The following is an 18,635-nucleotide window of genomic DNA, read 5'->3' on the forward strand; positions in this document are numbered from 1 at the left end:
ACGGGTCTTGGCTTGCTATTCGGCATCGGGCTGCTTGTCCGGGGCGGCATCGGCGAACGCCTTGATTTGTTTTGCGGCCGCTTCGGCCTTGAGCAGGCGCGGATAGGCCGACACGTCGACGCCGAAGCGCCGCGCATTGGCGAGCTGCGGCACCAGGCAGAGATCGGCGAGCGTCGGCTGGTCGCCAAAGCAGAACGGCCCGGCCTCCTCAGCGATCAGGGTCTCGCAGGCCGACAGGCCTTCGCGATTGGCCCAGGCCGCCCACTCCGTCACCTGCTCCTCGGGCAGGCCGAGCTGGCGCAGCCGCGCCAGCACCTTCAGATTCTGTACCGGGTGGGTGTCGCAGGCGATCGCCTGCGCGAACGCGCGCACCTTGGCGCGCCGCAGCGGGTCTTTCGGCAGCAGCGGCGGATTGGGATTGGTCTCGTCGAGCCACTCGATGATCGCGAGCGACTGGGTGAGGATCGCGCCGGCATCGCTCTCCAGGGTCGGCACCAGCCCCTGCGGATTGATCGCGAGATAGGCCGGCGCGCATTGCTCGCCCTTGCGCAAATGATGCGGCAGATGCTCTGAAGTCAGCCCTTTCAGATTGAGGGCGATCCGGACCCGGTAGGACGCGCTGCTCCGGAAATAGCCATGCAGCTTCATCGGAACCTCCCTTGCATTTCCTCATTGGCTAGAGCTTTTCCATTCCGATGGAATCGGAACGGAGCTCTAGATTCAAGTTTTAACGCGTTTTCTTCACGCGAACCGGTATCCACTTCGCTCGAAAACGCTCCGGCTTCATTGACGCTAGCCATATTGTAAGTATACTGTCAATCAATTGAACCGACAAGAATGATGGGAGGATTGCCATGGAAGCCGTGCAGAAGACCCCCGAGCGCGAGGCGTTCTACAAGAAGATCGACGGCCAAAACCTCTCGGCGCTCTGGAACGTGATGAACGATCTGATCACGCCGGAGCCAAGGAGCGCCTGCCGTCCGCATCTGTGGAAGTTCGACCAGATCCGCGATTACATGAACGAGGCCGGCAGCCTGATCACGTCCAAGGAAGCCGAGCGCCGCGTGCTGGTGCTGGAAAATCCCGGGCTGCGCGGCCAGTCCAAGATCACGACCTCGCTGTTTGCCGGCGTGCAGATGGTGGTGCCGGGCGACATCGCCCCCGCCCATCGTCACGCCCAGTCCGCGCTGCGCTTCGTGCTCGAGGGCAAGGGCGCCTTCACTGCCGTTGACGGCGAACGCACCGCGATGTCGCCGGGCGACTTCGTCATCACACCGTCGATGACCTGGCACGACCATTCCAACGAAACCAGTGAGCCGATGTTCTGGCTCGACGGGCTCGACATCCCGATGGTGCAGTTCTTCGACTGTTCGTTCGCCGAGGGCGCCAAGGAGGATCAGCAATCGATCTCCAAGCCGGCCGGCGCCAGCTTCGCGCGCTACGGTCACAATCTGCTGCCGATCGACCAGAAGCGGGCCTCGAAGACCTCGCCGATCTTCAACTACCCCTATGAATACACCCGCGAGGCGCTGGAGAAGGCCAGGGTCGGCGACGAATGGGATGCCTGCCACGGCCTCAAGCTGAAATTCTCCAACCCCGAGACCGGCGATTTTGCGATGCCGACCATCGGAACCTTCATCCAGCTGCTGCCGAAGGGCTTCAAGACCGCGCGCTATCGGTCGACCGATGCCACCGTGTTCGCCGCGATCGAGGGCAAGGGCCGCACCCGGGTCGGCGACCAGACTTTCGAGTGGGGACCGCGCGACCTGTTCGTGGTGCCGAGCTGGCACTGGGTCACCCACGAGGCCGACGCCGACTCCGTGCTGTTCTCGTTCTCCGACCGCCCGGTGCAGCAGAAGCTCGACCTGTTCCGCGAGGACCGGGGCAACGCGTAAGAGGCGCAGCAAAGTGTAATGCTGTCGCGAAGCGCGACCCGGGACCCATAACCACAGGGTTTTGTTGTTCGAGGTGCTGGAGCCCCAGCCGCTTCTAACAACGACATCCTGTGGTTATGGGTCCCTGCTTTCGCAGGGACGACAGCGTGCATTGTGGTTCGCACAGTGCGTCTCACCGCCAGTGCAGCAGCCGCGTCTCCAGCAGGTTGATCAGCTTCCCCACCGCAAGCCCGAACAGCGACAGGATCACGACGCCGGCGAGCAGCTGATCGGTCTGCATCAGGTTGCCGGCCTGCAGCACGAAGGCGCCGATGCCGTATTGCGCGCCGATCATCTCGGCGCTGACGACGAGCAACAGCGCGACCGACGCGGTGATGCGGAAGCCGGCGAGGATCGAGGGCAGCGCGCCCGGCCAGATCACGCGGCGCACGATGGCGTGGAACGGCACGTTGAAGCTTTGCGCCATCCGGATCAAATTGCGCGGCACCGCATCGACACCGCTATAGACCGAGATCGCGGTCGAGAAGAATACCCCGAGCGCAATGGTGGCGATCTTCGGCTCCTCGCCGATCCCGAGCCACAGGATGAGCAACGGCAGCAGCGCGATCTTCGGAATCGGGAACAGCGCCGAGATGAAGGTGATGCCGACGCCGCGCGCCATCGTCGACAGCCCGATCGCGAAGCCGACAATGACGCCCGCTGCCGTGCCAATGATCCAGCCGGTGCCGATCCGCATGATCGACCACGAGAGGTGCTGCCACAGCGCCCCCGACATCGCGAGCTTGGTGATCGCAACCGCGATCGCCGACGGCGCCGGCAGGAACAGCGGGTTGACCCAGCCGGCGCTGCCGGCGAGCTGCCAGACCGCGATGACCAGCGCGAGCGCGATCCAGCCGGCATAGCGGCTGCCGCCGGGCGTGAAGCCGGCGCCGCGAAACGCGACCGGCCGCGTCGCTTCCGCCGATTGGTGCTTCGTCTCTTGCGGGGAGCGCTCAAGCATGCTGGACCTCGCGCTCGGCATCGATCGCTTCTTTCCGAATCAGCGACCATAACTCGCCCTGCAAGGCGGCCAACTGCGCGCGGGCATCAGCCGTGCCGCGCTCGGCGCGCGTCATCGGGATGGTCACGATCTCCCTGATGCGGCCAGGGCGGCGCGACAGCACCACGACGCGGTCGGCGAGCCGCACGGCTTCCTCGAGGTTATGCGTGACATAGACAGCGCCCATCGCGCCGTCGGCGAGCAGGCCGACGAAATCCTCCATCAGGAGCTCGCGGGTCTGCGAATCCAGCGCCGACAGCGGCTCGTCCATCAACAATATGGCTGGGCGAACCGCCAGCGCACGCGCGATACCGACGCGCTGGCGCATGCCGCCGGACAGCTGCTTCGGATAAGCCGCGCGAAAGTCCGACAGTCCGGTGCGGCGCAGCGCGTCGTCGATCACGGCGCGGCGCTCGCCGGCGCTCAAGGCCGCGTGCAGCAGCGGAAACGCGACGTTCTCCTCGACCGTGTTCCACGGCAGCAAAGCAAAGTCCTGGAACACGAAGGTCAACGGATTGAGGCTGCCGGCCGGCGGCGCCCCGCGCAACTCGGCGGCGCCCGCCGCGGGCCGCAGCAGGCCGCCGAGGATCGACAGCAGCGTGCTCTTGCCGCAGCCGGACGGCCCGACGATCGCGACGATCTCGCCGGCGCGAACCGTGAAGGAAACGTCGTCGAGCACGTCGAGTGCACCGAAGCGATGGCTGATATGGTCGGCGATCAGGTCCATATTGCCCCGCTTTCCCAGCTCGAACCGTCATCCTGAGGAGCGCAAAGCGCGTCTCGAAGGATGCACGGCCCCGATGCAGCCGGGCCGTCGACCCTTCGAGACGCCGCTGCGCGGCTCCTCAGGGTGACGGTGATAGAGTGGTGCACGCGATCCGACATCAATCCGCCTTCACGTAATCCTTGGCGATGATCGCGCCGGCGTCAAAGCCCTTGTCCACAAAACCCTGCCCTTGCAGCCATTTGATCTGGTTGTCGACGTTCTTCACGTCGAGCTTGCCGTCGGGATCGACATAGGCGCAGTTGCCGACCACCTGCTCGACCGGCAGGTTGGTGTATTTGGCGATGATCTCGAGCAGCGGTTTTGTTTTCTCGTTGATCGGCACCACGCCATCCTTGATCGCCGTCAGGATCACGTCGTGGTATTCGTGGTCGGCGCGGGTGAGCGCGGTGAGCAGCCTGGTCACCAGTTGTGGATTGGTCAGCGTCTTCGGCGAGGCGAAGATCGCCCCCAACTGCCACGGCTTCTCGTCGCCGACCCAGCCGAGGAATTTCGCGCCGCCCGAATCCATCAGCGTCCGCGCGGTCGAGACCGGCAGCAGCGCCGCGTCGACGGTTTCGCCCTTCAGCGCCGCGGCCGCGTTCGACAGCGATTGCAGCGGCACGATCTTCACGTCGGACAGCTTGAAGCCGTATTTGTCGGCGAGCAGGCCGAGCGAATAGTGGAAGCTGGAGCCGACCTGGGTCACCGCCACGCGCTTCCCGGCGAGATCCTTCGGGGTCTTGAGGCCGGCCGCATAGGCATTGTTGCTGGCGAAATAGCCGATCAGGGGATAGCCGGCCTTCTCGCGGCTCATGCCGCCGATCACCTTCAGCGTGCCCTTGCCGGCGAGATTGTAGAGCCCGGCGGTGAAGGCGGTGATACCGAAATCGACATCGCCTGACGTGGTCGCGACCGCGATCGGCTGTGCCGCGTCAAAGAACTTCAGCTCGACATCGAGGCCGGCGTCGCGGAAATAGCCCTTGTCCTGCGCGATGAACACCGGCGCAGAGGACGACAGACGCAACACGCCGACCTTCGCCTTCCGGAGATCATCGGCCCGCGCGATGCCGCTCGCGGCCCAGACCAGCAGACCCGCGAGTGCGAGCCGCGCCCAACCCTTCATTGCCTTCCTCCGCCTAGATTCCTTCGGGCACGGCCTGATCGCGACCGATGAACGCGCCCTGCTTGCCAAGCTGTTGTTGCAACTTTTCGACGGAAATGTCGCGCGGAATCGTATTGCCCGACAGTGCCAGCGCCGCCGCGGTTCCCGCCGCCTCGCCCATCACGAAGCAGGCACCGGAGACGCGCGCCGCCGATTGCCCTTCATGGGTCATCGAGGCGCAGCGGCCGGCGACCAGCAGATTGTCGACGCCATCAGGCACCAGCATGCGGTACGGCAACTCGTTATAGCCGCGGCTTTCCGGGATCGGCGGAAACTCGAAGATCACGTCGCCCGGCACGTGCGATTCCTTCGGCCAGCCGTTGACGCCGATCGAATCCTCGAACGAGGCGCAGCCCAGCACGTCCTCGCCGGACAGCATGTAGCCGCCGATCACGCGCCGCGTCTCGCGGATGCCGAGCTGCGGCGGCAGATCGACGATGTAGGAATTCTCGAAGCCGGGCACCGTACGCAGGAAGGCAAAGGCCTCGACCGCCTGACGGCGGCCCTCGATCTCACCGCGCGTCATGTCATCGGGATCGATGCCGGAGATGGCGCCGCCATCGCTTCGCGTCACCTGGGTGAAATTCACCCGCCATTCGATCTGCGATTTCTGCGGCCGCACGATCGCGGACTTGCGCGGGAATTTATGCGTGCCGGCGGCCTCGGCCTGCGCCATCAACGCCGGGATCGTCCGCCACGCATCGCCGGCTTTGGTCGGATCTATGCCGTTGAGGCGGAACATCATCGAGGGGTAGAGCATGCCGCCCTTGTTGTCGCCGACCTCATAGGGCGCGCCGGCCCACACTGCGAGGTCGCCGTCACCGGAGCAATCGATGAAGATGCCGGCGCGCACGGCCTGCCGGCCGGCCTTGGTTTCCACCATCAGCGCGCGGATGTGCGCGCCGTCCATGACGACGCCGGCGCCGAGCGCGTGAAACAGGATATCGACCTTGTGATGCGCCAGCAGATCGTCCGCCGCGATCTTGTAGGCCGCGGTGTCATAGGCCTGCGCAAGGATCTTGCCGAGGATCAGATGCGGCGCGTTCAATCCGCCGAGCCGGTCGATCCGCGCCAGCAGGTCGGAGGCGATGCCCTGCACCACGCGGTGCATCTCGCCGAAGATGTTGGCGTGCAGCCCGCAGAAATTCGTCACGCCGGCCGCGGTGGCCATGCCGCCGAGAAAGCCGTAGCGCTCGATCAGCAGGGTCCGCCGCCCGGCGCGCGCCGCGCCGACGGCCGCCGCGATGCCGGCCGGACCGCCGCCGAGCACCACCACGTCATATTCGCCATAGACCGGGACCTGCCGCGCAGGCTCTTCGATCGTGCTCGCTCGCATCATTTCCGCCCTGAACAAAGTTGATAGGGCCAACTATGAATTGATGCGGATTGCAGTACAATCCACCAAATTATGTAATCAGCTTTCGCGAATCGAGAAAAGCTCTTGGGAAGAGCGGATGGACACGCTGGTCAACCTCGAAGCCTTCCTCGCTACCGCCGACGCCGGCGGCTTCTCCGCCGCGGCGCGCAAGCTCAACGTCGCGACGTCAGTCGTCGCCAAGCGCGTCACCCAGCTCGAGGGGCGGATCGGCACCGCGCTGTTCCACCGCTCGACCCGCCAGTTGCGGCTGACCGAGGCCGGGCAGCAATATGTGCATCGCGCCCGCGGCGTGGTTGCCGATGTCGGCGATCTCTTGTCGCGGATGGGCGAGAAGCAGCGCGACCTCACCGATCATCTGCGCGTGAAGGCGCCGACCTCGCTGACGGTGGCGCGGCTCGCCGATGCCTTCACGATCTTCCAGAAGCAGAACAAAAGCGTGAAGCTCGAGATCGTGATGATCGACCGCCCGGTCGATCCGGTGACCGAAGGTTTTGACATCGCGATCGGCGCCTTCCCGCATTCCTTCGGCGGCGTCGTCGACGAGCCGCTGTGCCGGCTGCCGCGGCTGTTGTGCGCCTCATCAGCGTATTTGAAGAAGCACGGCACGCCGAAACATCCGCGCGACCTGGTCGATCACCGCTGCCTCAGCTTCCTGCCGACCGGACCGGAATGGCCGTTCGAGGGACCCCGCGGCCGCATCAATGTCCAGGTGCGCCCGATCCTCTCGTCGAACGAGGGTAGCGTGTTGACGCAAAGCGCGATCGCCGGCAACGGCATCGCGCTGCTCTCGCATTATCTGGTCGCGGACGCGCTGCGCGACGGCGCGTTGCAGCCGATCCTCGCCGAGTTTCCGATCCCGGAACTGTGGGTGAAGGCCGCCGTTCCGGAACGCCGCATCAATGCCGCCGCGGTGCAGGCGCTGCTGAAGACACTGAAAAAGTCGCTGTCGCAATCGCTTTGACACGGCGGCGGTCTTGCCCCCTGCATGCCGACCTGAGACAAGGACGGATAAGGATCGTCCGCTTTGAAACTCCTGATGTCAGTGTCGCTTGGCCTCATCCTCGCCGCCGGACCCGCGGCGGCGATCGAGACGTGCCGGTTCATCGAGGCCAAGCCGGAACGCGAGGGCTGCTACCATCGCCAGGAGCAGGAGCTGGCGGCCAAGCGCAAGCCCGAGCCGACGATCACCCAGTCGAGCGAATCCAGGACATTCGAATCGCTGCAGCAGATGCGCCGTGACGACGAAGAGGTCTATCGCAGCATGCGTGGCATCTGCCGGGGTTGTTGAGCTGAGCGACCGAGCTTATGCCGCGCCGCTACCCCATCGGCCCGCGCGCTTCTCGGCAAAGGATGCGAGCCCTTCGGCGGCCTCGGCGGTCTGCCGCTTGGCCGAGTGCAGGTGCACGAGGCGCTTATATGCCTCATCGTCCACGCCCATGCCGCCGAACGAGCTTTCCATCGCGAGCTTCTTGGTCTCTGCCATCGCATCCGGCGCGTTGCCGAGCAGTTGCTCCACGACCTTGGCCCCTGCGCTCTCGATCGAGATCAGCAAGCGGCACCACCTCGTGCACGAGGCCGATGCGGCGGGCGTCCTCAGCGCCGAAACGTTCGCCGGTCAGCGCGTAACGGCGCACTTGGCGCACGCCGATGGCATCGCAGAGCTGCGGGATGATGATCGCAGCCGTCAGGCCCCAGCGCACCTCGGTGATCGAGAACAGGGCATTGTCGGCCGCGATCACGATATCGCAGGCTGAGATCACGCCGGTACCGCCGCCGAAACAGCCGCCCTGCACCAGCGCCACGGTCGGGACCGGCAGTGTATTGAGGCGCTGCACCGCCTCGAAGGTGGCGCGCGACGCCGCCTCGTTCTCCTCCAAAGATTTCGGCCGCACGCCGTTGATCCATTTCAGGTCGGCGCCGGCCTGGAAATGCTTGCCGTTGCCGTTCAGCACCACGACGCGCACCGGCTTGGTTGAGAGATCGTCGATCGCGGCCAGCACGCCCGCGATCAGCGCGCCGTCATAGGCATTGTTGACCTCGGGGCGATTCAGCGTGACGGTCGCGACCCCGCGCGCATCGAGGCTCCACAGGACTGGGCTGGCCGACATGACGTTTCTCCCTCGTTCGGCATTGCTGTTATCAGGCACTATGGCGAGAGGAGCTGCCTTGATCCATCACTTTCGAGCGCGCGCGGCCGCGCCGCATGCATGGCGGGTTGCGCAATGCCCTGCGCTTGTGGAAACTGACGCGACACGTTGCAAGGACTTGTTCCACTGATGCGCATTTGCATTTTCGGCGCGGGCGCCGTCGGCAGCCATTTCGCGGTCCGGCTGGCACGCGCCGGCCACGATGTGTCCTGCGTGATGCGCGGACCGCATCTCGACGCGGTCCGGTCCAACGGCTTGACGCTGAAGGTCGGCGACAGCAGCGTGACCGCGAAGGTGAAGGCGTCGGCCGATCCTGCCGAGCTCGGGCCGCAGGACGTCGTGATCAGCACGCTGAAGGCCACCGGCATCGGCGCGCTCGCAACCGGGCTGTTGCCACTATTTGAACGCGACACCGCAATCGTGTTCGCGCAGAATGGCATTCCCTGGTGGTACGACCTCGGCCTGCCGCCGCAGCATCCTGCGATCCCCGATCTCGGCTTCCTCGATCCCGGCGGGCGCCTGCGCAGCGCGATCCCGAAAGAGCGGGTCATCGGCGGCGTGATCTTCTCCTCCAATGAAGTGGTTGCGCCCGGCGTGGTGGCGAACCTGTCGCCGGATCGCAACCGCCTCCTGATCGGCGAATGCGACGATCGCCAGAGCGAGCGCATCGCCACTCTGCGTGCGGCACTTAACGACGCCGCGATCGAATCGCCCGAGGTCAAGGAGATCCGCGAGACGATCTGGTCGAAGCTACTCACCAACATGTCGATGTCGGTGCTCTGCCTGCTGACGGGTCTGACCGCACGCGGCGTCCGCGACGATCCCGACATGCAGGACATGATCCCGCGCCTGCTCGGCGAGGCCAATGCGGTGGCGACACACTACATTCCGGAGGTCAAGCGCGTCACCCGCTCAGGGCCGGCGCCGGACCACAAGCCGTCGATCCTGCAGGACTACGAGCTCGGCCGCGCCATGGAGATCGATGCGCTGGTGCGCGCACCGGCGGCGTTTGCCCGCGCAGCTAACCTTCCGACCCCGATGGTCGACCTGATGGCCGCGCTCGCGATCCAGAAGGCGCGTGACAAGGGGCTCTATCAGAGCTGACAATCCGCCCACGACGCTAACAAGCAGGGATATCGAACCATGCAAGTCAAGGACAAGGTCTGCATCGTCACCGGCGGCGCGAGCGGGATCGGCGAAGCGGTGGCGCGGGCCTATGCCGACGCCGGCGCCCGCGGCGTCGTGGTCGCCGATCTCAAGACCTCGCGCGACCGGCTCGCCAACGTTGCCGGCGACATCGACGGGCTTGCGGTCACTGCCGATGTCGGGCTCGAGGAGGACGTCAAGGCGCTGATCGCCGCGGCCGAGGACAAATATGGCCCGGTCGACGTGTTCTTCTCCAATGCCGGGCTGTCGCGCAAGGGACAGGAATCGGCGTCCGATGCCGACTGGGATGTGAGCTGGCGCGTCCATGTGATGAGCCACGTGTTCGCGGCGCGCGCGCTGGTGCCCGGCATGCTCGCGCGCGGCTCCGGCTATCTGCTCAATACGGCGTCCGCGGCGGGGCTGCTGGCCTCGCTGAACTCGATGCCTTACGGCGTGACCAAGAACGCCGCGGTCGCGCTCGCCGAACATCTCGCCATCCAGTATGGCGATCGCGGCATCCGGGTCTCCGTGCTCTGCCCGCAATCGGTGCAGACCGGAATGACGACGCCGGGCCCGAGCGCGGCGCGCGTCGACGGCGTGCTGCAGCCCGGCGAAGTGGCACGGATGGTGATCGAAGCGATGGCCGAGGAACGCTTCCTGATTCTCTCGCATCCCCAGGTGCAGGAATACATGCAGCGCAAGGCCACCAATCGCGAGCGCTGGCTGTCCGGCATGCGCCGCCTGCGCGACCGGATCTATGGCGGTGCGGCGTCATAAACCCGTCTCCCCGTCATTGCGAGGAGCGACAGCGACGAAGCAATCCATTTCCCGGCGTGCGGCGCCATGGATCGCTTCGCTTCGCTCGCAATGACGGCGGTTAGTCCTCTGGAACCGGCGCGAATCCTTCGAGCAACCCCGAGTATCTTTTCGCCACCGGCGAAGCGTAGGCGCCGCGGCGTGAGGTCGTGAGCTTGAGGCCGGCGAGCGCTTCCGCCTGCTTTACCGCGGCGGCCACGCCGTCCACCACCGGCACGCCGAATTGCGCCGACAGCTCATGGGCGAGATCGGCCATGCCGGCACAGCCGAGCACGATGGCGTCGGCGCCCTTTTCCAGCGCGCGGGCGATCTCCGCCTCTAGCTTTGGCCTGGCGCCCGACCCCGGCTTCTCCAGATCGAGCACAGCGACGTCGCAGGCGGTGACCGTTGCGCGGTCAGCAAAGCCGTAGCGGCGGACCAGTTCCTTCGAGCGGCACGATCGAGCGCGGCAGCGTGGTGACGATGCCGATGCGCTTTGCGATCTGTCCGGCCGTAACCAGCGCCGCCTCGCAGATGCCGACCACCGGGTAACGCGCCGCCGACCGCGCGGCGTCGAGCCCGGTGTCGTCGAAGCAGGCGATGATGCCGGCATCGGCGTCCGGCGTCTTCAGCAGTGCCTCGATCAGCCCGGGAACGGCGAACGCCTCGTCGTAGAAGCCTTCGATCGAGGCGGGTCCCATCGACGATGTGACGGCCACGATCTCGGTACCATCAGCGGCAACCGCCCGCGCGGCGGTGGCAATGGTCGCGGTCATCGCCGCGGTGGTGTTGGGATTGACGATCAGGATTCTGGTCATGGACGAAGATTAGTAGCCCGGATGCAGCGAAGCGCAATCCGGGACGGTGTCACAGGCGGAAAAGTCTGCCCCGGATTTCGCGGAGCCTGTCATCGGGCGCGCGTTCGCGCGACCCGTTGGCTCCATCCGACTTACGAAACAATGCCTGCTTACGCATGCTTCGCCACCCAGGCCGCGAAGCCATCTAGCACCTCGGCCATCACCTCGCGGTCGTTGCGGCCGGAGCGCTTCAGGACATGGAAGGAGTGATCCGCCTCCTGCACCAACTGCAACGTGGCGCGCGCGCCCAGCGCCTTCACCACCGGTTCGAGCATATCGAGCTCCGCCAGCGCGTCGCGCGTCCCCTGCAGGAACAGCATCGGGACCTTGACCTCGGCGAGGTGCTTGGCGCGCTCGCTCGACGGCTTGCCGGCGGGATGCAGGGGAAAGCCGAGGAACACCAGCCCGCGCACGCCGGCGAGCGGCGCTTTGGCCTGCGCCTGCGAGGTCATGCGGCCGCCGAACGACTTGCCGCCGGCGAATAGCGGCAGTTCGCCGCAACGGCGCGCAGCCTCCGCGACCGCGGCACGGACCGTCGCCTGCGCGACGGCGGGCGGATCGGGCCGCTTGCTGCTCTTCTCCATGTAGGGAAACTGATATCGCAAGGTCGCGATGCCGCGCTCGGCGAGGCCGACCGCAATCGTCTCCATCGAGGCATGCGTCATGCCGGCGCCGGCGCCGTGCGCGAACACATAGGCGCTACGGGCCTGCGCCGGGCGCAGCAGCAGTGCGGACACCGCGCTGTCGTCCGAGACCGTGATCGTGAGCGGTTGTGCGCCTGCCGCGTTCAAGATGACATCTCGAAGAATTGTTGCTCCGTCATTTCTAGCCGTAGGCGTCCATGCGCGCAAATGCCGCCGAGGAGAGCACGCCGCTCGTGAACTGGCTCACAGCCAATCGAGATTTCCTCTGCAACATTTCCGTTGTTAGACCAAGAGCCGCTACTGTAGGATGGCGCACAGCGCATCACACGCTTAACGCGAACCTGTTTCGGCGATTTTTAATATCTCATCAATATGACGCGCGGGTACCGCGAATTGGGGGATGGGGCATGCCTCGCAAGACGATCTTCTTCATCGGGCTGCTGATTGTCGCCGGCATCCTCTACCTCAAGGACGATATCGAGACGGTGGCGAGCGGCTTCCGCGTCAAGGTCGTCGACTACCAGCCGCCGGCAAAGACGGTGTGGCTGGATCAGAATGTCAGCGCCGAACGGCTGCGCTGGTTCTATCACGCCGACCAGGGCACTCGGACTTTCGGCATTCCCCTTGAGTGGTTCATGGCGCTGGAGCAGCCGACGGTCTGGCCGCTGCTCACAGCGGCACCGCGGCTCAGCGAGACCAATTATCTCGGCCGCTTCGGCTTTATTCCCGACACCGTGATTCCGGGTAGCCCCGATGCACTGCCGATCGGCTTTGCGCCGAGCGGCCCGATGGCCGACGCCAACGGCGCGCCCTGGCGCAACCCGCATAGCAAAGCCGACATGAACGGGGTCGGGCTGACCTGCTCCGCCTGCCACACCGGAAGCTTCAGCTACCGCGGTACCGAGATCGTGATCGACGGCGGGCCCGCCAACACCAATTTGTTCGAAATTCCAGAAGAGCGTCGGCGTCTCGCTGCTGTTGACGCGGTTCTGGCCGGGCCGCTTCTCGCGCTTCGCCGACGAGATCCTCGGCAAGGATGCCAGCCTCGACGAGCGCATGGCGCTGCGCGGCCAGCTCGATCTCGTGCTGAAGCAATACGCCAACATCAATTCATTGGAGAACAAGGTCGCCGCCAACAGCGTCGAGGAAGGCTATGCACGGCTCGACGCGCTCAACCGGATCGGCAACCAGGTGTTCTCGATCGACCTAAACAATCCGAACAACTACGCCTCGCATTCGGCGCCGGTGCATTTCCCGCGGATCTGGAACGCGCCTTGGTTCAGCTGGGTGCAGTATGACGGCTCGATCATGCAGCCGATGGTGCGCAATGCCGGCGAGGCGCTCGGCGTCAGCGCCGAGCTCAATCTGCTCGACGAGTCCAGGGGCCTGTTCAAATCGAGCGCGCGGATCGACGTGCTGCACGAGATGGAGCGGATGATCGCCGGCGAGCCGCCCAGCGAGGACAAGGGCTTTGGCGGCCTGGCGTCACCGAAATGGCCGGAGAGCATCCTGGGGCAGATCAACATGGATCTCGCGAAGAAGGGCGGCGAACTCTACAAGACGCATTGCCAAGGTTGCCACGGCCCGGCGATCGACAGCAAGGCGCTGCCCGCGAGCGAAGCCTTTGCGCTGTTCAAGGACAAGAAGCGCTGGATCAAGAACGACGCCGGCCAGCCGCTGCTCGACGTCGAGATGATTCCGATCAGCCATATCGGTACCGACAGCGCGCAGGCCGAAGGCCTTGCGAGCCGCACCGTCGAGACGCCCGCCAATCTGAAGATCAAGGACGGTGGTTTCGGACCGGCGCTCGGCGAATTGGTCGAGAAGACCGTCGACTACTGGTACGACCAGAACAAGACTCCGCCCGAAGACCGCAAGCGCATCAACGGCTACCGGCCGAACGAGATCCAGGCGCCACTGGCCTACAAGGTCCGGCCGCTCAACGGCATCTGGGCGACCCCGCCCTATCTGCACAACGGATCCGTGCCGACCATCTACGCGCTGCTGTCGCCGGTGAAGGATCGTCCCTCGACCTTCTACCTCGGCAACCGGGAGTACGATCCCAAGGATCTCGGCCATGTCTGGAAGGACAACATCAAGAACGCCTTCGTGCTCGACACCAGCAAGCGCGGCAACAGCAATTCCGGGCACGAATTCTCGAACGAGAAGCGCCTCGGCGTGATCGGGCCGGAGCTGAAGGAAGACGAGCGCCGCGCCTTGATCGAGTTCATCAAGACGCTTTGAGCTTCGGCCTGCTCCTCATGCCGTCGGGACGCTGAGCGGCACGCTTTGGGCGTGGTGAAACGAATCATCGGGATCGTATTGCTGCTTCGCCGCGACCAGGCGGGCGAGGTTGTCGCCCCAATAGGCTGAAGCATAGTCGTCGAGGTCGAGGTCGCAATAATTGACGTAGGACGCGCCCGGCATGAAAGGGCGCATCGCCGCATAGACCCTTGCGACGTCAGCGAGATGCGCCGCGGTGTCGGCGGATCGGCTCCAGCTCGAGAAATACTGGATACAGTACTGCGTGCCGGCGCGGCGCGGGAATGCGGTGGCCTCGGCGGCAACATCGGCGATCCGACCGCCATAGGAATCGCACAGCAGCACGATGCCGCCCGGCACGATCGGCGCGACCGCCGCCATCATGGCTTCGATGCCGTCGGAGGCGAGCGGCGTCAGCACATAGTCCGACTTCGCCTTCATCAGCACCGACTCATAGGCGAGCGGTCCGGCAAAGTGCTTGACCGCATCGAGGAAGGCGAGCGATTGCACCGACAGCGCCGATGACGGCGGCCGCACCGCCGTCAATCGCCGGAGTTCGCTGCGCAGCTCGCTCTCGCTGCCGACCGACTGGCCAATGCAGCGCATCGTGATCAGGCCGTGGCCGGCCGGGCCGACCTTCATGATCGAGGTGATGTTCGACGGCGCATTCGGCGCCCAGTCCTGCCAGGCGGCGAACAATTGCGCGGCGTGGGCCTGCGACAGTTTCCAGGAGACACCGAACACCCGCGTCGTCTTCAAGGGAAACACCTCGATCTTGAACTCGGTCGCGATGCCGAAGCTGCCACCGCCGCCGCCGCGGCAGGCCCACCAGAGGTCCGGCTCCGATGTCGCATTGGCCTGCAGCACACGCGCCTGGGCGTCGACGACATTCGCCTGCAGCAGGCCGTCGCAGGTCAGTCCATGCGAGCGCGCGAGCAGGCCGTGGCCGCCGCCGGTGAGGTGGCCGGAGATGCCGACGGTTGGGCAACTCCCTGCCTGCAGTGCGAGGCCCTGGGCGGCCAACGCGGAATAGAGCGCGTACAGCGATACGCCGGAGCCTGCCGTGACGAGGTTCGAGGCCTTGTCGACCACAATCTGCTTCAATCCGCGCACGTCGATCGCAACCCCGGACGATTGCGACAGGCCTTCATAGGAATGCCCTCCGCAGCGAACGGCGAAGCTCAATCCGTTGCTGCGCACCCAGTCGACCATCACGGCAACCGCGTGCTCGGTCTTGCAGATCGCACGCAGCGCCGGCGCCAATTGCTTGCGCTTGCTCGCGGCAGGCAGGTAATCCGCATAGTGCGCGTCCTGCGGCCGCAGGAACTGAACGTCGGCCGCCGGCAGGTTCGGCAATGGCGGCAGCGGCGCCACGGCCCCCGCCGGCGGCGCGGCGATCTCGGCGTCGGCGGCGGCAACCGGCGCATCGGATGGCAAGAACTCGCCGACGCGAAGCGGATGTTCCATGGCGAACCCTCAGACCTCGGGAATTGCCGGGTTGACGATCGGCGCGTGGACGGGGTTGTGGATATGGATGTCGGGCAGCGGCCTCGCCGGTGCCTTGCCGAACAGCGAGGCGATGTGATCGACGAGGCCCTGGCACACCGCCTTGTCCGGGGTCTCGTTGTTGACGCCGGGCTCGAAGGTGCCGCCGATCACGACGTGGTCGCTGCGCGGGAACAGGTAGCCGTTCTGGCCGTAGAGATATTGCAGCTCCGGCTGCGGCCGCAGCAGCGCAAGCTGTCCCTTGATCGGCATCATTTTGGTGTCGCTCCACAACGTCATCGATCCGAGCCCGGTGCAGTTGACGACGATCGGCTGCGGCACGCTGGCCAGGATATCGGACCGGTTGACGAACCGCTTCGACACGAAGCTGACGCCGCGCTGGTCGAGGTCAGCCTTCAGCCTGGCGAGCAGGACCGGCGGCTCAATCAGCAGGGTCTGGTAGATGAAGCCGGGCTTGGTGTGGTGCGCGAACGGCAAGCGCTGCAGCGGCTGCCGCGGCGGGATCAGGCCGGGCGCGAGTTGCAGCACGATGTCGAGATTGTGCGCGCGCGTCGCGGTGTAGTTCGGCCGCTCGAACACGCCGAACCCCTGCCCGATCCGATCCTTGAACGCACGATAGGCGCTCTTGATGATGTCGGTGAGCTCGCGCTCCTTGCCGGCGAATTCCACCACCGAGACGGCCCACTGGCCGCCGGCCTTGGCGGAGGTGGTCTCGAGCGGCGCGCGATCGGAATAGACCGTGACCTTGAGCCCGAGATCGAGCAGCAACGTCGCGGCGGTCAGACCCATCACGCCGGCGCCGAGCACGGCGGCTTCGGTAACCCCACGGCTTGCGGCCAGATGATCCCTGACGATGTCGCGGACCTTCGCGGCGCAGCCAAAACTCAGCGTGATGCCGGCGCCGCCATGCCCGTAATTGTGCACGATGAAGCTCTGCGAGATGGTTTCGGCATCGAGCCGGTACGATCCGTTGCGATAAGGCCGCACGCCGGCAATGCAGGCGCCGGGCTGATTGGGATCGAAGGCGAAATCTGGCGTCGGCAGGTTCGGCGTGGCCATGGCAAACCTCGCAATCCCTGTGCCGCGAGCGCGCGGTACATCAATTATCTAGAGTTGGTTCATCGTATCATACATCTCCGATGGACGTGTGACCGGCTTCACAAAAGCGCCATCACGGACGCGTCGGCATGTGGCCGGCAGGTCCGTCCTGCAAGGGTCAAAATGGATGTTCGTCGCGCGGGATCCGTAACGCCTGCTCTCAACTTTCCTTCAACTTGGGCACGGGCTGACGGCGCGCCGGGCGGGTCATGGCTTCGAGCTCGAGCAGCTGGTTGAGCTGCTCCTCGGTCAGGAGCTTTTCCTCCAGCACGATGTCGGCGACCGAGCGGTTCTCCTTCAGCGCGCGGCGCGCCACGCGCGATGAGGCCTCATAGCCGAGCGCCGGCGCCAGCGCCGTGATCAGGCCGATCGAGCCCTGCACCAGGCTGCGGCAACGCTCGCGGTCGGCCTCAATGCCGTCGACGCAGCGCTTGGTCAGCGTATCAATCGCCGCCGTCAACATGCGCAGCGAGCTCAGCACGCAATAGCCGATGGTCGGCTCGAAGGCGTTGAGCTGGAGCTGGCCGCCCTCGGCGCACATCGTCACCGTGAGATCGTGCCCGATCACGAGGAAGGCGACCTGGTTGACCACCTCCGGAATCACCGGGTTGACCTTGCCGGGCATGATCGACGAGCCGGCCTGCACCGCGGGCAGCCTGATCTCGCCGATGCCGGTCCGCGGGCCCGACGACAGCAAGCGGAGGTCGTTGCAGATCTTCGACACCTTCACCGCGACGCGTTTCAGTACGCCGGAGAACAGCACGAAAGCGCCGAGGTCGGAGGTTGCCTCGATCAGGTTCGAAGCCAGCACCATGGGCTGGCCCGACAACCGCGACAGCTCCTCGACCGCCAGCGCCGCATAGCGTGGATCGGCATTGATGCCGGTCCCGATCGCGGTGGCGCCGAGATTGACCTCGCGGAACAGACTGGAGATCTCGTTCAGCCGGGCGACGTCCTCCTTCACGGTGGCGTGGAAGGCGTCGAATTCCTGGCCGAGTGTCATCGGCACCGCATCCTGAAGCTGGGTACGGCCCATCTTCAGGACATCGGCGAACTCCACCGCCTTGCCCTTGAAGGCATAGGCAAGGTCATCGAGCGCACGCACCAGCGGCTGGGTCGCAAAGATCACCGCGAGCCGCAGCGCGGTCGGATAGGCGTCGTTGGTCGACTGCGCCATGTTGACGTCATCGTTCGGATGCAGCGTGTGATAATCGCCGGGCATCTTGCCCATCAGCCGCAGCGCGACGTTGGCGATCACCTCGTTGGCGTTCATGTTGGTCGAGGTCCCGGCGCCGCCCTGGATCGCGTCGACGACGAAGGACTCGGCATAGACCTTGTCGGTCGCGATCTGGGTGCAGGCCTTGTCGATCGCATCGGCCTTTTCCGGCGAGAGATAGCCCAGGCGCTTGTTGGCGCGGGCGGCCGCCTGCTTCACCAGCGCCAGCGCGCGGACGAATTCCGGGAAATGGCCGACCGGCACGCCGGTGATCGGAAAGTTCACCACCGCGCGCTTGGTGTGGATGCCCCACAGCGCATCGGCCGGCACATCGTCCTCGCCGAGCAGATCGTGCTCGGTGCGGGACTGCGCCTGCCCGATCGGCACGGTGCGGACGGTCGCGATCGCGAGTTCGCTGACGCCGCCGCTGTCGCCGGAGGGTGGCGCGGCGCCTGCAGTGTTGGCGGTCTCAACCTTCGATTCGGCCATCAGTCCCTCCGTTACCTGCTGCAATTCTCGTCGTCGGCGACACCAGCCATGATGCGCCCGACAGGCATCGAAAGCCAATGCCTATCGGCAAAGTCTTGCACACCGGCGAACGAAAAGGCGCGTCAAAACGGGATCGGCATGCGCGCCGCACGGGGAATTGAGGGCTTACCTTATCCGTCATGATAACAACAACTTATAGATCTACACCGCGGCTCGCGCTGCACGAGATGCGGCT

General features: G+C 65.5%; 15 protein-coding genes and 2 pseudogenes. 6 read left to right on the forward strand and 11 right to left on the reverse strand.

Annotated features, from left to right (window positions below):
* Positions 1–15: 15 nt before the first annotated feature.
* Positions 16–648, reverse strand: a complete 633-nt coding sequence (gene maiA, locus ACVWW1_RS27945; protein ID WP_176528612.1) for a maleylacetoacetate isomerase — start codon at positions 646–648, stop codon at positions 16–18.
* A 206-nt stretch (positions 649–854) separates the two neighbouring features.
* Here maiA and gtdA point away from each other — a divergent pair, with 206 nt between their 5' ends.
* Entirely contained in the window at positions 855–1,895 is a 1,041-nt protein-coding gene (gene gtdA, locus ACVWW1_RS27950) for a gentisate 1,2-dioxygenase (RefSeq protein ID WP_456658137.1), read from the forward strand.
* 172 nt (positions 1,896–2,067) lie between these two features.
* On the opposite strand, the gene ACVWW1_RS27955 is transcribed toward gtdA, so the two are convergent.
* The 4 genes from ACVWW1_RS27955 to ACVWW1_RS27970 all read right to left on the reverse strand — a co-directional run bounded on the left by ACVWW1_RS27955 (position 2,068) and on the right by ACVWW1_RS27970 (position 6,198).
* Positions 2,068–2,895, reverse strand: coding sequence for an ABC transporter permease (locus tag ACVWW1_RS27955; RefSeq protein WP_456658138.1), 828 nt, complete (start codon positions 2,893–2,895; stop codon positions 2,068–2,070).
* Positions 2,888–3,661 (reverse strand): ABC transporter ATP-binding protein, encoded by a 774-nt coding sequence (locus ACVWW1_RS27960; RefSeq protein ID WP_456658139.1) that lies wholly within the window; start codon positions 3,659–3,661, stop codon positions 2,888–2,890. The genes ACVWW1_RS27955 and ACVWW1_RS27960 overlap by 8 nt, the downstream gene beginning before the upstream one ends.
* A gap of 157 nt (positions 3,662–3,818) precedes the next feature.
* Complete coding sequence (locus ACVWW1_RS27965) at positions 3,819–4,823, reverse strand: ABC transporter substrate-binding protein (RefSeq protein WP_456658140.1); 1,005 nt, start codon at positions 4,821–4,823, stop codon at positions 3,819–3,821.
* Positions 4,824–4,836: 13 nt separating this feature from the next.
* Entirely contained in the window at positions 4,837–6,198 is a 1,362-nt protein-coding gene (locus ACVWW1_RS27970) for an FAD-dependent oxidoreductase (RefSeq protein WP_456658141.1), read from the reverse strand.
* Positions 6,199–6,316: 118 nt separating this feature from the next.
* Between ACVWW1_RS27970 and ACVWW1_RS27975 the strand changes: the two genes are divergently transcribed.
* Together ACVWW1_RS27975 and ACVWW1_RS27980 are read left to right on the forward strand one after the other, a co-directional pair.
* A complete protein-coding gene (locus ACVWW1_RS27975; protein WP_456658142.1) occupies positions 6,317–7,201 on the forward strand; it encodes a LysR family transcriptional regulator in 885 nt (294 codons plus the stop codon).
* 75 nt (positions 7,202–7,276) lie between these two features.
* On the forward strand, positions 7,277–7,528 hold the full coding sequence (locus ACVWW1_RS27980; protein ID WP_456658143.1) for a hypothetical protein: 252 nt from the start codon (positions 7,277–7,279) through the stop codon (positions 7,526–7,528).
* A gap of 15 nt (positions 7,529–7,543) precedes the next feature.
* On the opposite strand, the pseudogene ACVWW1_RS27985 reads toward ACVWW1_RS27980, so the two are convergent.
* Positions 7,544–8,348: pseudogene (locus ACVWW1_RS27985) on the reverse strand (enoyl-CoA hydratase-related protein).
* Positions 8,349–8,516: 168 nt separating this feature from the next.
* Here ACVWW1_RS27985 and ACVWW1_RS27990 point away from each other — a divergent pair.
* Together ACVWW1_RS27990 and ACVWW1_RS27995 are read left to right on the forward strand one after the other, a co-directional pair.
* Positions 8,517–9,491 carry a ketopantoate reductase family protein gene (locus tag ACVWW1_RS27990; RefSeq protein ID WP_456658144.1) on the forward strand — a complete coding sequence of 325 codons (975 nt, stop codon included), beginning with the start codon at positions 8,517–8,519 and terminating at the stop codon, positions 9,489–9,491.
* Between the two features lie 39 nt (positions 9,492–9,530).
* Positions 9,531–10,310, forward strand: a complete 780-nt coding sequence (locus tag ACVWW1_RS27995) for an SDR family oxidoreductase (RefSeq protein ID WP_456658145.1) — start codon at positions 9,531–9,533, stop codon at positions 10,308–10,310.
* A gap of 100 nt (positions 10,311–10,410) precedes the next feature.
* Here ACVWW1_RS27995 and ACVWW1_RS28000 read toward each other — a convergent pair.
* A pseudogene (locus tag ACVWW1_RS28000) lies at positions 10,411–11,146 on the reverse strand (aspartate/glutamate racemase family protein).
* 149 nt (positions 11,147–11,295) lie between these two features.
* A complete protein-coding gene (locus ACVWW1_RS28005; protein WP_456658146.1) occupies positions 11,296–11,976 on the reverse strand; it encodes an alpha/beta hydrolase family protein in 681 nt (226 codons plus the stop codon).
* Positions 11,977–12,807: 831 nt separating this feature from the next.
* Between ACVWW1_RS28005 and ACVWW1_RS28010 the strand changes: the two genes are divergently transcribed.
* Complete coding sequence (locus ACVWW1_RS28010) at positions 12,808–14,073, forward strand: di-heme-cytochrome C peroxidase (RefSeq protein ID WP_456658147.1); 1,266 nt, start codon at positions 12,808–12,810, stop codon at positions 14,071–14,073.
* A gap of 15 nt (positions 14,074–14,088) precedes the next feature.
* On the opposite strand, the gene ACVWW1_RS28015 is transcribed toward ACVWW1_RS28010, so the two are convergent.
* The 3 genes from ACVWW1_RS28015 to ACVWW1_RS28025 form a co-directional block, all read right to left on the reverse strand.
* Positions 14,089–15,558, reverse strand: a complete 1,470-nt coding sequence (locus tag ACVWW1_RS28015; protein ID WP_456658148.1) for an FAD-binding oxidoreductase — start codon at positions 15,556–15,558, stop codon at positions 14,089–14,091.
* Positions 15,559–15,567: 9 nt separating this feature from the next.
* Positions 15,568–16,656: an FAD-dependent oxidoreductase gene (locus ACVWW1_RS28020; protein ID WP_456658149.1), complete on the reverse strand. Its 1,089-nt coding sequence runs from the start codon at positions 16,654–16,656 to the stop codon at positions 15,568–15,570.
* A gap of 199 nt (positions 16,657–16,855) precedes the next feature.
* Positions 16,856–18,400: an aspartate ammonia-lyase gene (locus ACVWW1_RS28025; RefSeq protein ID WP_456658150.1), complete on the reverse strand. Its 1,545-nt coding sequence runs from the start codon at positions 18,398–18,400 to the stop codon at positions 16,856–16,858.
* Between the last annotated feature and the right edge of the window lie 235 nt (positions 18,401–18,635).

The organism is Bradyrhizobium sp. JR3.5, from assembly GCF_054057015.1.